Genomic DNA, 12,664 nt, shown 5'->3' on the forward strand with positions numbered 1-12,664 from the left:
CAAACTCCTGCGCATCGCTTTCGCCGTCTGGACTTCAAAGAGCAGTTTTGATCCTCAACGCCTTCGCGGGGCTTGCGCTGCTCCATAGAATCTACCGAACACCAGCCAGTCGCAACTACTTCTTCTTTGGACGCTTCCAGCCGCTGATCGACACCTGCTTGCCCCGCGCCACCGTCAATTCGCCGGCCGGCGTGCTCTTGCTGATCGTCGAGCCGCCACCTATGGTGCCGCCTTCGCCTATCGTCACCGGCGCGATCAGCACGCAGTTCGAGCCCACATGCACGTCGGCCTCGATCACCGTGCGGTGCTTGTTGGCGCCGTCATAGTTGGCGGTGATGCTGCCGGCACCGTAGTTGACGCGCTCGCCCACCGTGGCGTCGCCCAGATAGGCCAGGTGATTGGCCTTGGCGCCACGCGCCATCGTGGTGTTCTTGACCTCGACGAAGTTGCCGATGTGCACCTCGGGGCCTAGATCGGCGCCGGGGCGCAGCCGGGCGAACGGGCCGATCAGCGCGCCGGCGCCGACCTTCACGCCCAGCGCCTCGCCGTCGATGTGCGTGAACGGATGTATCACCGCGCCATCGGCGATCTGCGCATTGCGTATCACGCAATGGGCGCCGATGCGCACCTCGTTGCCCAGCGAGACCTGGCCCTCGAACACGCAGCCGACGTCGATCTCGACATCGCTGCCGCAGCTCAGCGTGCCACGCAGATCGAAGCGCGCCGGATCGGCCATGCGCACGCCGGATTCGAGCAGGGTCTCGGCCTGCTGGCGCTGGAAGCGGCGCTCCAGATCGGCCAGTTGCAGCGGGCTGTTGACGCCCAGCACCTCGGTCTCGTTCGACGCGTGGCTGGCGACCACCGGCACGCCCTCGGCCACGGCCATGGCGACGATGTCGGTCAGGTAGTACTCTTCCTGGGCGTTGTCATTCTTCAGCGCGGCCAGCCAGCGCTTGAGCAGCGCCGTCGGCGCGGCCATCATGCCGGTATAGCCCTCGCGGATCTCGCGCTGGCGCTCGGTGGCGTCCTTGTGCTCGACGATGCCCAGCACGTGGCCGCCGCGGGCGTCACCGCTGCGCAGGATGCGGCCGTAGCCGGTGGCGTCGGCCAGCTCGACGGTCAAGAGGGCGAGGTTCTTGCCGGCGCAGGCTTGCACCAGCTTCTCGGCGGTGGCGGTGCGTATCAGCGGCACATCGCCGTTCAGTATCAGGGCCGTGCCGCCTTCCAGCAGCTCGGGCACGGCCTGCTGCACCGCATGGCCGGTGCCCAGCTGGGGCATCTGGCGGACGAAGTGCAGGTCCGGGCCGGTGACGGCTGCTTCCACGGCCTCGGCACCATGGCCGGTGATGACGATCAGGCGCTGCGCGCCCAGGCCGCCGCAGGTGTTCAGCACGTGCTGCAGCAGCGATTGCCCGGCCAGCTTGTGCAGTACCTTGGGCAGGCTGGACTTCATGCGGGTACCTTTGCCCGCAGCCATGATGACGACGTTCAGAGCCATGCTGACCTTTCTTGTTGAAGGTCAGATTATCGGGGCTGGCTGTGACAGGGCGCGCAGCCGCCGCGCGCCCCGGATGCGACGCAATTAACGCTGCAGGCTTACGGCCACCTCGTGGGGCTCGGGGATGGTGCGCGGAAAGTCCTTGATGGCGGCCTCGAACATCGCACCCAGCAGAGCGTCGTCGCCGACGCTCAAACCATCCGAGTTGGCCCGCGTCTCATAGATTGCCTCGCCACTCTTGCGGTCACGCAACACCAGGGCCACCTCACGCTCGTAGCGGCGGTTGCCCAAGGCATTGTTGTAGGCATAGGGGCGGTGCAAGGGGCTGTGGCGCCAGAAGCTGGTGCGGTACTGCCACCAGAAGGGGTCCTCCCAGGGGCCGCGCTCCTGCAGGCTGACCCGGGCGCCGACCATGACCAGCACATCGGCGGTCTTGGTGTCGGTCGCCGGGCCGAAGCCTGCCTTCAGCAAGGCCGCCGTGGCCGCCGTTTCCAGCTGGGCCTGGCGGGCGTCATCCTTGCCCTGCGAGGGCAGGCGCTCGAAGGCGAAGCTGGCGGGCTTGCGCTCGGCCGGCCAGGCGCCGTAGCTGGACACCTCGGAGCGCACGGTGTACATGCCGGCGCAGCCACTGAGGCCCACCACCGCAGCCACCAGCAGACCATAGAGCGCGAATCGAGTCTTTTTCATCATGCTGCCTCTCCTGTGAACGAGCCAGGCCTGATGCCTAGTTCTCTCGCCGCAGTTGTATCACCGACTGCGGCGCGGGCATGGCGCAGCCCTCGTCGTCTTCGTCGAAGGCGCGATCCCCGTTGGGATCGGCCACGCCGGTGGCTTGGAGCGTGGTGAAGGGGAAGAGGTTCCGGTCCATCATGTGCGAGGGCACCAGCTTGCCCATTGCATTGAACATATTGTCGACCCGGCCCGGGTACTGACGTTCCCATTCGCGGATCATCTTCTTGACCTGCACGCGCTGCAGGTTCTCCTGGCTGCCGCACAGCGAGCAGGGGATGATGGGGAACTCGCGGTGCTGCGCCCAGCGCTCCAGATCGGTCTCGGCCACATAGGCCAGCGGGCGTATCACGATGTGCTCGCCATTGTCGCTCATCAGCTTGGGTGGCATGCCCTTCATGCGGCCCTGGAAGAACATGTTCAGCAGCAGGGTGACGACGATGTCGTCACGGTGGTGGCCCAGCGCGATCTTGGTCGCGCCCAGTTCGCCGGCCACGCGGTACAGGATCGCCCGGCGCAGCCGCGAGCACAGGCTGCACAGCGTCTTGCCCTCGGGGATCACGCGGGTCACCGTGCTGTAGGTGTCCTGCTCCTCAATGTGGAAGGCCACGCCGCGGGACTTCAGGTACTCGGGCAGCACATGCTCCGGGAAGCCGGGCTGCTTCTGATCCAGATTGACGGCGATCAGCTCGAACTTGGCCGGCGAGCGTTCGCGCAGATTGATCAGGATGTCCAGCATCGCATAGCTGTCCTTGCCACCGGACATGCAGACCATGACCTTGTCACCGGCCTCGATCATGTTGTAGTCGCCAATCGCCTGGCCGACCTGGCGGTGCAGGCGCTTGCTGAGCTTGTTGATCTCGAGCGCGGCTTTCTTGGCCTTGGTGGCTTCGTCGGCAACTGCAGGGTCTTGTTCGATCGCGATCATGATTTCATTCCAAAAACTTCCACCCCAACCGCATCGCAGTCAGGGTACACATCCGGCTTTTCGGTCGACACCCGCGCCGCCTTGACGCGCGGATGGGCCAGCATCAGCGCCAGCACGTCGTCGCACAGGGTTTCCTGCAGATGCACATGGCCCAGCTTGACCCGTTCGGCGATGGTGCGGCGCATGAAGTCATAGTCCACCACCTCGTCCAGCTCGTCGGCCTTCGGCGTTGACAGGGCCAGCGGGATGAACAGATCGACATTGATCAGCACGCGCTGCTCGCCCTTCTTCTCGAAGTCGTGCACGCCGATATTGATCCAGACCTCGTAGTCGCGCAGGAACAGCCGGCGGCAGTCCATCAGCGAGGGGTGGGAGAGGGGGCTGTGCATATCTTTACTCCACCGCGCTTGGCGCGACATATGTGAACTTTAAGCGGCAGGGACGAGGGCGCGCCGGCCGCTGCGGGCTGAAGCCTTGTCCGGCCCTGAACAGGCCTGACTCCGGCTTCTTTATGCCCGCTGCGACCGGCACGCCCTCGCCCCTGCTGGCACCGGCGTGCACGGCGCACCAAATTCTTGGTTGGCAGCCACCAGCGCATCCGCAGAGGGGTCGGGGGGCCGGACACAGCGGGCATAAGGAAGCTGGAGGCCGGTCCGTTCAGGAACGGCCCAAGCTTTCGCCCGTGGTGGCCGGCCCCCCGATCCCTCTGCCTCCCCGAAGCAGCGAGGCGCAATTCACCACCACCCAGTTGCCAGTCGAAAAGGTCCACATCAGTCCTTTTGGGAACCAGGCGCCAGAAACATCACGTCGCGCGGTTGGGCGCTGAGGTGCTGGCCGCCATCGACCAGCAGGGTGGTGCCGGTGATGGCCGGTGATTCGATCAGAAAGCGCACGGCGCGGGCGATGTCGTCCGGCGTCGAGGAGCGCTGCAGGGGTGTCAGCCGGTGCGCCGCCTGGAAGGCCGCGTCGTCCATGGGCCCGGAGGCCAGGGTCACGCCCGGCGCCACGCCGCAGACCCTCACGCTGGGCGCCAGCGCCTGGGCCAGCAGCGTGGTGGCGGCTTCCAGCGCGGCCTTGGACAGGGTGTAGGAGAGATAGTCCGGATTCGGGTTCCAGAGCTTCTGGTCCAGCAGGTTGACTACGCAGCCGCGGCGTTGTTCGGCGGTGACATCAGCCACCAGATGAGCATGCAGCGCGCGGGCCAGCAGCATGGCCGGGCCGGTGTTGGCGCGCCAGTGCCTGTCCATCGCCGCGTAGCTGAAGCTGGCCAGATCGTCGTATTCGAACAGGCTGGCGTTGTTGACCACCGCATCGACCCGGCCGAAGTGCTGGATCACGGCCGGCAGCAGGGCCAGGGTGGCGGCCTCGTCGCCCAGATCGGCGGCAAAGGCCTGGGCGCGGGCGCCGAGCTGGCGCAATTCCTCGACGACGCTCAGCGCCTCGGTCTTCGAGCCGCGGTAGTGGACGGCGATGTCATGGCCATGCGCGGCCAGGTCGAGCGCAATGGCGCGACCCAGGCGTTTGGCACTGCCGGTGACGAGGGCAACGGGACGCAAAATCTCTGGCCTTGCTGAGGGAAGTGGCGCCGTGAACGCACGGCGGAACAGGCCGAGAGTGTATCGGGAGCCTAGTTGGAGAGCCCGCGGACCCTTCCCAAAGCCTGCGCCGCCGCCGCCGTGCGCGTCTCCACGCCCAGCTTGGCGAACACATGCTCAAGGTGCTTTTTCACCGTCTGCGGGCTCATGCCCAGGATGGCGCCGATGTCGCGGTTGATCTTGCCCTTGACCACCCAGTACAGCACCTCGGCCTCGCGCAGGGTCAGGCGCAGGCCCTGGGAGATGCCGTCGATCAGCACCGCGTCGGACGACTCGCGCATCATCACCAGCCATTCGTCGTCGCCGGTCTGGCCGTGCAGGCTCAGCTCCAGCCGGCGGCCGCCCCGGGCGCTGATCATCGCGCCGGGCTGCGAGGACGCAATCGATTGGCGCAGCCAGCGCAGCACGCTGGGCGGCGTCACCATCTCGGGCACCTCGAAGTGGAAGTGCATCAGCTGGCTGGCCAAGGGCGTGTGCCAGATGCGCGCGCCGTCGACCGAGCGCAGCACCAGCGAGGCATGGCCAAAGGCATCCAGCGCCTGGCGCGCCTGTCTTGCTTCTCTTCGGCCACGCACATGAACGGCCACCCGGGCCAGGACCTCGCGGGCACGCACCGGTTTGGGGATGGTGTCCACGCAGCCGGCCTCCAGCGCCGCCAGCACCTGTTCGCTATCGGGTTTGGGGCCCATCAGGATGCTCGGTACATGGGCAAGGCCGGGCATGGACAGCAGGCGGGTGATCTGGCCCATGCCCTCGTGAGCGCACAGCTCCTGGTCCAGCAGCACCAGGTCGGGGCACCAGCCTGGTGCAATCAACAGTGCGTGCGGCACGCTGCGCGCCACGGCCACGTTGTAGCCCGATTCTTCCAGCACGTCTTGCAGCACCTGCAGATTCGCCGCATGCTCGTCGACGATCAGGACGCAGGCGCTGTTGCCCGGGCTTTGCAAGGCCTCCGGAAATGCACCCTGTTGGGGCGCCGCCGCGGCTCTGCCGTCGGGCCAGGGCGCGGTGGGGGTGACGAACTCTGAGGTCTTCATTGTGTGGGGGGCGCCTTGAATCCAAGCCACAAAGCTTGTACCGCTGCAACAGTGCAGATTCCGTGCCACCACCCGCCTCCTAGTGGCACGGAATCTGCTGGCATTTCGGCATCAGGAGCACAAGACCCATGGATCTGACCCCCAGAGAAAAAGACAAGCTGCTGATCTTCACCGCAGCCCTGCTGGCAGAGCGCCGCCGCGCCCGCGGCCTGAAGCTCAATGTGCCCGAGGCGATCGCGCTGATCAGCGCCGCCATCATGGAGGGCGCCCGCGACGGCAAATCGGTCGCCCAGCTGATGAGCGAGGGCAAGTCCGTGCTCGGCCGCGCCGACGTGATGGAGGGCGTGCCCGAGCTGGTGCCGGAGATCCAGGTCGAGGCCACCTTCCCCGACGGCACCAAGCTGGTGACCGTGCATCAGCCCATCATCTGAACCCGAGGACCTGCGCATGCGATATCCCATTCCGAAATCCCTTGCCGCCGCGATGCTGCTGCTGCCGGCCCTGGCCTTCGCCCATGCCGGCCATGCCGACTCCAGCTTGCTCGCAGGCTTGATGCACCCGTTCACCGGCCTCGACCACCTGCTGGCCATCGTCGGCGTGGGCCTGTGGGGCGCCAGGCACGGCGGCTCCTTCAGCCAGACGCTGCGGCTGCCGTTGTTGTTCATTGCCATGATGCTGCTGGGCGCGCTGGCGGCGCGGGCCGGTCTGCAACTGCTGGCGCTGGAGCCCCTGCTGGCCGTGTCGCTGCTGGGCATAGGCCTGGCGTTGTTCCTGCGACGGCGCAGCCCGGCCCTGCTGGCCGGTGGCCTGTGCGCGGCGGCCGGCTTACTGCACGGTGCCGCCCATGGTCAGGAATTGCAGGGCACCGGCGCGCTGGTGGGCATGTTGGTAGCCACCGCCGTCGGCCACGGCCTGGGCCTGCTACTCGGCCGCCGCCTGGGCGGACGTGGTGCCATGGTCTGGCGCCTGCTGGGCCTGGCTTTGGCAGGGGCAGGCACTGGCCTGTTGCTGACATGAGCGGCGTGATCCCCGGCGAGCTGTTGATCGACGAGGGCGAGCACGAGCTGAACCCTGGCCGGCGCTGCATCAGCCTGCAGGTCTCGAACCGCGGCGACCGGCCGATTCAGGTCGGTTCGCACTACCACTTTGCCGAGACCAATGGAGCGCTGGACTTCGACCGCACGGCCGCCCGCGGCATGCGGCTGAACATCATCGCTGGCACGGCGGTGCGTTTCGAGCCGGGCCAGCAACGCAGTGTCGAGCTGGTCGACTTCGCCGGTGACCGCATCGTCCATGGCTTTCGCGGCCTGGTTCAAGGGAGTTTGTAATGGCCACAGTCGGACGACGTGCCTATGCCGAGATGTTCGGCCCGACGGTGGGCGACCGCGTGCGCCTGGCCGACACCAATCTGATCATCGAGGTCGAGAAAGACCTGACCCTGCTGGCTGGCGGCTATGGCGAGGAGGTGAAGTTCGGCGGCGGCAAGACGGTGCGCGACGGCATGGGCCAGAGCCAGCGGGTCAACGGCCCGGGCCGGCTGGACGCGATGGACTGCGTCATCACCAATGCCCTGATTCTTGACCACTGGGGCATCGTCAAGGCCGATATCGGCCTGCGCGCTGGCCGCATCGCCCATATCGGCAAGGCCGGCAATCCGGATGTGATGCCGGGCGTGGATATCGTCATCGGGCCGGGCACCGAGATCATTGCCGGCGAGGGGCTGATCGTCACCGCCGGCGGTGTCGATTCGCACATCCACTTCATCTGCCCGCAGCAGATCGAAGAGGCGCTGATGAGCGGCGTGACGACGATGATTGGCGGCGGCACCGGCCCGGCCACCGGCACCCTGGCCACCACCTGCACACCCGGCCCGGACGCGATGGCGATGATGCTGCGCGCGGCGGAGGCCTTCCCGATGAATCTCGGCTTTCTGGGCAAGGGCAATGCCAGCCGGCCCGAGGCGCTGCGCCAGCAGGTCGAGGCCGGCGCGATCGGCCTGAAGCTGCACGAGGACTGGGGCAGCACGCCGGCGGCGATCGACAATTGCCTGAGCGTGGCCGAGGAGCACGACGTGCAGGTGGCGCTGCACAGCGATACGCTGAACGAATCCGGTTTCGTCGAAGACACGATGGCCGCCTTCAAGGGCCGCACCATCCACTGCTTCCACACCGAGGGGGCCGGCGGCGGCCATGCGCCGGACATCCTGCGCGTGGTCGGTGAATCGAATGTGCTGCCCTCATCGACGAATCCGACCCGGCCGTTCACGATCAACACCATCGACGAACACCTGGACATGCTGATGGTCTGCCACCACCTCGATGCGTCGATTGCCGAGGACCTGGCCTTTGCCGAAAGCCGCATCCGGCGCGAGACGATTGCCGCCGAGGACATCCTGCACGACCTCGGCGCGATCAGCATGTTCTCCAGCGACAGCCAGGCGATGGGCCGCGTCGGCGAGACCTTGATCCGTTGCTGGCAGACGGCGCACAAGATGAAGGCGCAGCGCGGAGGCCTGCCCGGTGACAGTGCTCGCAACGACAACGCTCGCGTCAAGCGCTATGTCGCCAAGCTGAGCATCAACCCTGCGCGGGCCCACGGCATCGCGCACGAGGTGGGCTCGGTGGAGCCGGGCAAGTGGGCCGATCTGGTGCTGTGGCGGCCGGCCTTCTTCGGCGTCAAGCCCTCGTTGGTGATCAAGGGCGGCTATATCGCCGCGGCGCTGATGGGCGATGCGAATGCCTCGATCCCGACGCCGCAGCCGGTTCACTACCGACCGATGTTCGCCAGCTTTGGCGGCGCCATCGCGCAGACCTCGCTGACCTTTCTGAGCAAAGCCGCGCAGGACGGCGGCGTCGCCGAGCAACTTGGCCTGAAGCGCCGCACGGTGGCTGTGAAGGGCTGCCGCAGCGTCAAGAAGCAGGACATGGCGCACAACGACTACACGCCGACGATGAGCATTGACCCGCAGACCTATGAGGTACGCGCCGACGGCCAGCATCTGCATTGCGAGCCGGCCACCGAGCTGCCTATGGCCCAACGGTACTTCCTGTTCTGATGGCGCTGCAGATGATCCATAAATGCCTGCCGCAAGGCGCTGGCTTGGCCGCGCCGCTGCTCAGTCGGGCGGCCGTGTTCGCGCTGGACTGGGACCTGCGCCAGCGCAGCCGCTTTCAGGCCAGCGACGAGCAGGGCCGCGACTGGGGCGTGGTGCTGCCGCGGGGCCAGGTCGTGCGCGGCGGCGACGTGCTGGTGGCCGAGGACGGCAGCCTGCTGCGCGTGGTCGCGGCGCCGCAGCCGGTGATGGTGGTCACCTTGAAGGAGGGCGCTCCCGGGTTTGAGCTGCTGCGCGCCGCCTATCACCTGGGCAACCGCCACGTGCCGCTGGAACTTCAGCCGGATCGCTTGTTGCTGGAGCCCGACGCCGTGCTGGCCGACATGCTGCGGCAGATGGGCCTGGTTGTCACCGAGGCGATGCTGGGCTTCGAGCCCGAGGGCGGGGCTTACAGCGGCGGTGGGCATGGCCATGATGGCCACGATCACTCGCACGGCGAACACAGCCATCAGCACTGAGGCAGCATGCTACCGCTCACCCTGCCCCCGGCCCGCTTGCTGCAGCTGATGTGGCTGGCCTCGCCGGCCCTGCCCGTCGGCGGCTTCAGCTATTCCGAGGGCCTGGAGGCGGCCTGCGAGTCGCGCTTGGTGACCAACGAGGTGGAGGCGCGGGCCTGGCTGACAGACCAGCTGCAGCTGTCGCTGGCGCGCTTCGATCTGCCGCTGACGGCGATGGCGGTCGAGGCCTGGGCAATGCCCGATGCTGCGCGGCTGCAGGAACTGAACGACTGGATGCTGCACACCCGCGAGAGCGCCGAGTTCCGCCGCCAGACCGAGCAGACCGGCCGCTCCTTGGCCGAGTGGCTGAAGCTGCGGCTGGACGCGGACGACGCAAGGCTGCTGATGCTGCAGGCGCTGCAGCCGGCACCGACCTGGCCGCTGGCCTTCGGCCTGGCCGCCAGCGTCGTCGGCGCGCCGCCGCGCGAGGCGCTGCTGGCCCTGGCCTTCAGCTGGGCCGAGAATCAGGTGCAGGCGGCGATCAAGGCCGTGCCCCTGGGCCAGAGTGCCGGCCAGCGCATCCTGATGAGCCTCAGCCTGGCCATCACCGATGCCGTCGAGCGCGCGCTGACGCTGCCACCCGAACAGATGCAGGCCTTCACCCCGATGCTGGCGATACTGAGCGCTCAACATGAAGCGCAGTACAGCCGTATCTTTCGATCCTAGAAAGCTTCGCCATGAACTCCTCGCTCCACAACATCCCCGGCCGCAGCAAGAAGCTGCCCCCGCTGCGCGTCGGCATCGGCGGCCCGGTCGGTTCGGGCAAGACCACGCTGCTGGAAATGCTCTGCAAGGCGATGCGCGAGCGCTACGACCTGGTGGTTGTCACCAACGACATCTACACCAAGGAAGACCAGCGCCTGCTGACCGTCTCCGGCGCACTGGAGCCCGAACGCATCATCGGCGTGGAAACCGGTGGCTGCCCGCACACCGCCATCCGCGAAGACGCGTCCATCAATCTGGAGGCGGTGGACCAGATGCTGAAGGCCTTCCCGCAGGCCGATATCGTCTTCATCGAAAGCGGTGGCGACAACCTGGCCGCCACCTTCAGCCCCGAGCTGTCCGACCTGACGATTTACGTCATCGACGTGGCCGGCGGCGAGAAGATCCCGCGCAAGGGCGGGCCCGGCATCACCAAGAGCGACCTGCTGGTCATCAACAAGATCGACCTGGCCCCCTACGTCGGCGCCAACCTTGACGTGATGCGCGCGGACACGCACCGCATGCGCGGCGCCCGGCCCTTCGTGATGACCAACCTGAAGACCCAGGCCGGGCTCGACGAGGTGATCCGCTTCATCGAGCAGAAGGGTTTGATGCTGGCCTAAGGCTTGCGCGTCGCCAGGTGCTCGTCGAGCAGGGCGACCAGCCGCTCGCGCGGGTAGTGCAGCGAGGAGCCGTCGTTGGCATCGAGCAACTTGTCGATCAGCGCATGCAGCACGCGATTGCCTTCCCACTCGGTGCCGACCATATAGCGCAGCTTAGGCGCGGCGCTGAACAAGGCCTGCTCCACAGCCGTGCAGACGATGGCCGGATCGGACAGCTTGCGGTTCGTGGACGATTCCGGCTCGTCGGGCTGCGGTGGAGGCGGCTTGTTCATCGCCGTCAGCACCTGCAAGGCCTCGGCGCGGAAGGGCTCCGGCGCCTGCTCGAAATGCGCCCGCGTGGCGGTCTGTGCGTTCTCGCCCACCTTGCTGACAATTCCACCCGGCTGCACGATGCTGACCGCCACGCCATGGGGCGCGAGCTCCAGCTGCAGGGCCTGGGAGTAGGCCTCCAGCGCGTGCTTGGTCATCGTGTACGGGCCGTAGAACTTGCTGGTGATGCTGCCGCCCTGCGAGCCGATGTTGACGATGCGCCCGCGCGACTGCAGCAGCAGCGGCAGCATGGCGTTGGTCACCCGATGAGGGCCGAACACATTGATGTCGAACAGCTGCTGCAGCTGGGCGTCGCTCCAGCTGACCAGCGGCCCCAGCTCGCCAACCCCGGCGTTGTTTACCAGGCCGTAGAGGCCCTGGCCCTGGGCGGTGACGAGCTCCACCGCGGCCCGAACCTCGTCGGCCGAGCGCACGTCCAGCCGCAGCGGCACGACGTTGGCGATCTCGGCCAGCGCGGCCAGATCAGCCGGCTTGCGCGCCCCGGCATAGACGCGATGACCCTGGCCGGCCAGATGCCGGGTGATGGCCAGGCCTATGCCCGAGCTGGCGCCGGTGACGAGGATGGCTCGGCTGTCCATGGCTATTTGCCACCCAGCTTGGTCTTCACATCCAGACCCACGCCCTTGTTGACGAACTGGAAGCTGGCCACCTTGGCCAGGTCCACCTCGCCGGCCTTGTACAGCCCCGCCTTGACCATCTGCTCGTAGAAGTCCTTGATGCGCGGCGCGCTCATCGCACCGATGCCGCCCTTCAGCGCCTCGCCGGAGTCGACGATCCCCTGGCTCTTCATCAGCGCCACCGAGGCCTCCATCTCGGCCTCGCTCATCTCGGGGTTGTCCTTGATCATCAGCGCGCTGGCGGCCTTGCGGTCGCCGTACAGGTAGTTGACCCAGCCCAGGGCCGAGGCATCGACGAAGCGCTGCACCAGGTCGGGCTTGTTCCTGACCGTGTCGGTGCGCGCCTCGATCACCGTCGAGTAGGTCGAGAAGCCATGGTCGGCCAGCAGGTGCACGACCGGCTTGAACTTGCCCTGGTTCTCGACATAGATGGGCTCGGCCACCGAATAGCCCTGCTGGATCGCCTTCTTGTTGGCCAGGAAGGGGCCCAGGTTGTAGTTGTAGGGCTTCAGCGCCTCGTCCTTGAAGCCGTGGGTGACCTTCAGCCACTGCCACCAGCTGAACTGGCCATCCTTGGCGATCAGCGCCAGCGGGGCGTTCTTCAAGGTGTCGAACTTCTCGTAGCCCTGGCCCGGGTGGGCGATCAGCGCCTGCGGGTCTTTCTGGAACATGGCCGCCACCACGACGGTGGGCACGCCGTTCTTCACATTGTCGAAGCTGTGCAGCAGATTGCCGGTCATCAGAAAGTCAATCCGGCCGGCCGGCAGCAGGGGCCGGTTGTTGACCGAGGGCCCGCCCTGCTGGATGGTCACGTCCAGGCCGTACTTCTTGTAGGTGCCGTCGGCCACGGCCTGGTAGAAGCCGCCGTGGGCGGCCTGGGCCTTCCAGTTGGTGGCGAAGGTGATCTTGTCCTGGGCCTGGGCGCCGGTGGCGGCGAGCAGGGTCAAGGCGATGAGGCTGAAGGTGTTGCGCATGGTGTTTTCCGTCGAAGAAACA

At 66.9% G+C, this 12,664-nt stretch carries 15 protein-coding genes; 7 read left to right on the top strand and 8 right to left on the bottom strand.

All coding sequences use genetic code 11. The features are described 5' to 3' along the window. Positions 1 to 115 precede the first annotated feature (115 nt). The 6 genes from glmU to DES47_RS11365 all read right to left on the bottom strand — a co-directional run bounded on the left by glmU (position 116) and on the right by DES47_RS11365 (position 5,787). Positions 116 to 1,498: a bifunctional UDP-N-acetylglucosamine diphosphorylase/glucosamine-1-phosphate N-acetyltransferase GlmU gene (gene glmU / locus DES47_RS11340; RefSeq protein ID WP_133700835.1), complete on the bottom strand. Its 1,383-nt coding sequence runs from the start codon at positions 1,496 to 1,498 to the stop codon at positions 116 to 118. Between the two features lie 84 nt (positions 1,499 to 1,582). Further along, a complete protein-coding gene (locus DES47_RS11345) occupies positions 1,583 to 2,188 on the bottom strand; it encodes a DUF4136 domain-containing protein (protein ID WP_243748268.1) in 606 nt (201 codons plus the stop codon). A 34-nt stretch (positions 2,189 to 2,222) separates the two neighbouring features. Beyond that, positions 2,223 to 3,155 carry a tRNA 2-thiocytidine(32) synthetase TtcA gene (gene ttcA, locus DES47_RS11350; RefSeq protein WP_133700836.1) on the bottom strand — a complete coding sequence of 311 codons (933 nt, stop codon included), beginning with the start codon at positions 3,153 to 3,155 and terminating at the stop codon, positions 2,223 to 2,225. Continuing rightward, entirely contained in the window at positions 3,152 to 3,544 is a 393-nt protein-coding gene (locus DES47_RS11355) for a dihydroneopterin aldolase (RefSeq protein ID WP_133700837.1), read from the bottom strand. Before DES47_RS11355 ends, ttcA begins: the two co-directional genes overlap by 4 nt. 381 nt (positions 3,545 to 3,925) lie before the next feature. Continuing rightward, positions 3,926 to 4,711 (bottom strand): SDR family oxidoreductase, encoded by a 786-nt coding sequence (locus DES47_RS11360; RefSeq protein ID WP_243748269.1) that lies wholly within the window; start codon positions 4,709 to 4,711, stop codon positions 3,926 to 3,928. 71 nt (positions 4,712 to 4,782) lie between these two features. Further along, entirely contained in the window at positions 4,783 to 5,787 is a 1,005-nt protein-coding gene (locus DES47_RS11365; protein ID WP_133700839.1) for a response regulator transcription factor, read from the bottom strand. A gap of 128 nt (positions 5,788 to 5,915) precedes the next feature. Between DES47_RS11365 and DES47_RS11370 the strand changes: the two genes are divergently transcribed. The 7 genes from DES47_RS11370 to ureG are packed head-to-tail and all read left to right on the top strand — an operon-like array spanning position 5,916 to position 10,721. Further along, positions 5,916 to 6,218: an urease subunit gamma gene (locus tag DES47_RS11370; RefSeq protein ID WP_133700840.1), complete on the top strand. Its 303-nt coding sequence runs from the start codon at positions 5,916 to 5,918 to the stop codon at positions 6,216 to 6,218. Positions 6,219 to 6,234: 16 nt separating this feature from the next. Then, entirely contained in the window at positions 6,235 to 6,804 is a 570-nt protein-coding gene (locus DES47_RS11375) for a HupE/UreJ family protein (protein WP_133700841.1), read from the top strand. A gap of 5 nt (positions 6,805 to 6,809) precedes the next feature. Next, positions 6,810 to 7,115 (top strand): urease subunit beta, encoded by a 306-nt coding sequence (locus DES47_RS11380; protein ID WP_133701535.1) that lies wholly within the window; start codon positions 6,810 to 6,812, stop codon positions 7,113 to 7,115. Continuing rightward, positions 7,115 to 8,842: an urease subunit alpha gene (ureC, locus tag DES47_RS11385; RefSeq protein ID WP_133700842.1), complete on the top strand. Its 1,728-nt coding sequence runs from the start codon at positions 7,115 to 7,117 to the stop codon at positions 8,840 to 8,842. Before DES47_RS11380 ends, ureC begins: the two co-directional genes overlap by 1 nt. An 11-nt stretch (positions 8,843 to 8,853) precedes the next feature. Next, the gene (gene ureE, locus DES47_RS11390) at positions 8,854 to 9,357 is read left to right on the top strand and encodes an urease accessory protein UreE (protein ID WP_243748270.1); all 504 of its coding nucleotides are present in this window, start codon (positions 8,854 to 8,856) and stop codon (positions 9,355 to 9,357) included. Between the two features lie 6 nt (positions 9,358 to 9,363). After that, positions 9,364 to 10,062: an urease accessory protein UreF gene (locus DES47_RS11395; protein WP_133700843.1), complete on the top strand. Its 699-nt coding sequence runs from the start codon at positions 9,364 to 9,366 to the stop codon at positions 10,060 to 10,062. Between the two features lie 11 nt (positions 10,063 to 10,073). Next, positions 10,074 to 10,721: an urease accessory protein UreG gene (gene ureG, locus DES47_RS11400; protein WP_133700844.1), complete on the top strand. Its 648-nt coding sequence runs from the start codon at positions 10,074 to 10,076 to the stop codon at positions 10,719 to 10,721. Here ureG and DES47_RS11405 read toward each other — a convergent pair. Both DES47_RS11405 and DES47_RS11410 read right to left on the bottom strand, forming a co-directional pair. Next, complete coding sequence (locus DES47_RS11405; RefSeq protein WP_133700845.1) at positions 10,718 to 11,629, bottom strand: SDR family oxidoreductase; 912 nt, start codon at positions 11,627 to 11,629, stop codon at positions 10,718 to 10,720. The two genes, ureG and DES47_RS11405, sit on opposite strands and share 4 nt — an antisense overlap. 2 nt (positions 11,630 to 11,631) lie before the next feature. Beyond that, positions 11,632 to 12,642 (bottom strand): ABC transporter substrate-binding protein, encoded by a 1,011-nt coding sequence (locus DES47_RS11410; RefSeq protein WP_133700846.1) that lies wholly within the window; start codon positions 12,640 to 12,642, stop codon positions 11,632 to 11,634. Positions 12,643 to 12,664 lie beyond the last annotated feature (22 nt).

It is taken from the genome of Roseateles toxinivorans, from assembly GCF_004362525.1.
In the GTDB taxonomy this organism is placed as follows: domain Bacteria; phylum Pseudomonadota; class Gammaproteobacteria; order Burkholderiales; family Burkholderiaceae_C; genus Paucibacter; species Paucibacter toxinivorans.

What these genes read in the sequence shown, in the direction of transcription:
- glmU (WP_133700835.1), bottom strand. Translation starts at nt 1,498, where the DNA reads ATGGCTCTGAACGTCGTCATCATGGCTGCGGGCAAAGGTACCCGCATG.
- DES47_RS11345 (WP_243748268.1), bottom strand. Translation starts at nt 2,188, where the DNA reads ATGATGAAAAAGACTCGATTCGCGCTCTATGGTCTGCTGGTGGCTGCG.
- ttcA (WP_133700836.1), bottom strand. Translation starts at nt 3,155, where the DNA reads ATGATCGCGATCGAACAAGACCCTGCAGTTGCCGACGAAGCCACCAAG.
- DES47_RS11355 (WP_133700837.1), bottom strand. Translation starts at nt 3,544, where the DNA reads ATGCACAGCCCCCTCTCCCACCCCTCGCTGATGGACTGCCGCCGGCTG.
- DES47_RS11365 (WP_133700839.1), bottom strand. Translation starts at nt 5,787, where the DNA reads ATGAAGACCTCAGAGTTCGTCACCCCCACCGCGCCCTGGCCCGACGGC.
- DES47_RS11370 (WP_133700840.1), top strand. Translation starts at nt 5,916, where the DNA reads ATGGATCTGACCCCCAGAGAAAAAGACAAGCTGCTGATCTTCACCGCA.
- DES47_RS11375 (WP_133700841.1), top strand. Translation starts at nt 6,235, where the DNA reads ATGCGATATCCCATTCCGAAATCCCTTGCCGCCGCGATGCTGCTGCTG.
- ureC (WP_133700842.1), top strand. Translation starts at nt 7,115, where the DNA reads ATGGCCACAGTCGGACGACGTGCCTATGCCGAGATGTTCGGCCCGACG.
- ureE (WP_243748270.1), top strand. Translation starts at nt 8,854, where the DNA reads ATGATCCATAAATGCCTGCCGCAAGGCGCTGGCTTGGCCGCGCCGCTG.
- DES47_RS11395 (WP_133700843.1), top strand. Translation starts at nt 9,364, where the DNA reads ATGCTACCGCTCACCCTGCCCCCGGCCCGCTTGCTGCAGCTGATGTGG.
- ureG (WP_133700844.1), top strand. Translation starts at nt 10,074, where the DNA reads ATGAACTCCTCGCTCCACAACATCCCCGGCCGCAGCAAGAAGCTGCCC.
- DES47_RS11405 (WP_133700845.1), bottom strand. Translation starts at nt 11,629, where the DNA reads ATGGACAGCCGAGCCATCCTCGTCACCGGCGCCAGCTCGGGCATAGGC.
- DES47_RS11410 (WP_133700846.1), bottom strand. Translation starts at nt 12,642, where the DNA reads ATGCGCAACACCTTCAGCCTCATCGCCTTGACCCTGCTCGCCGCCACC.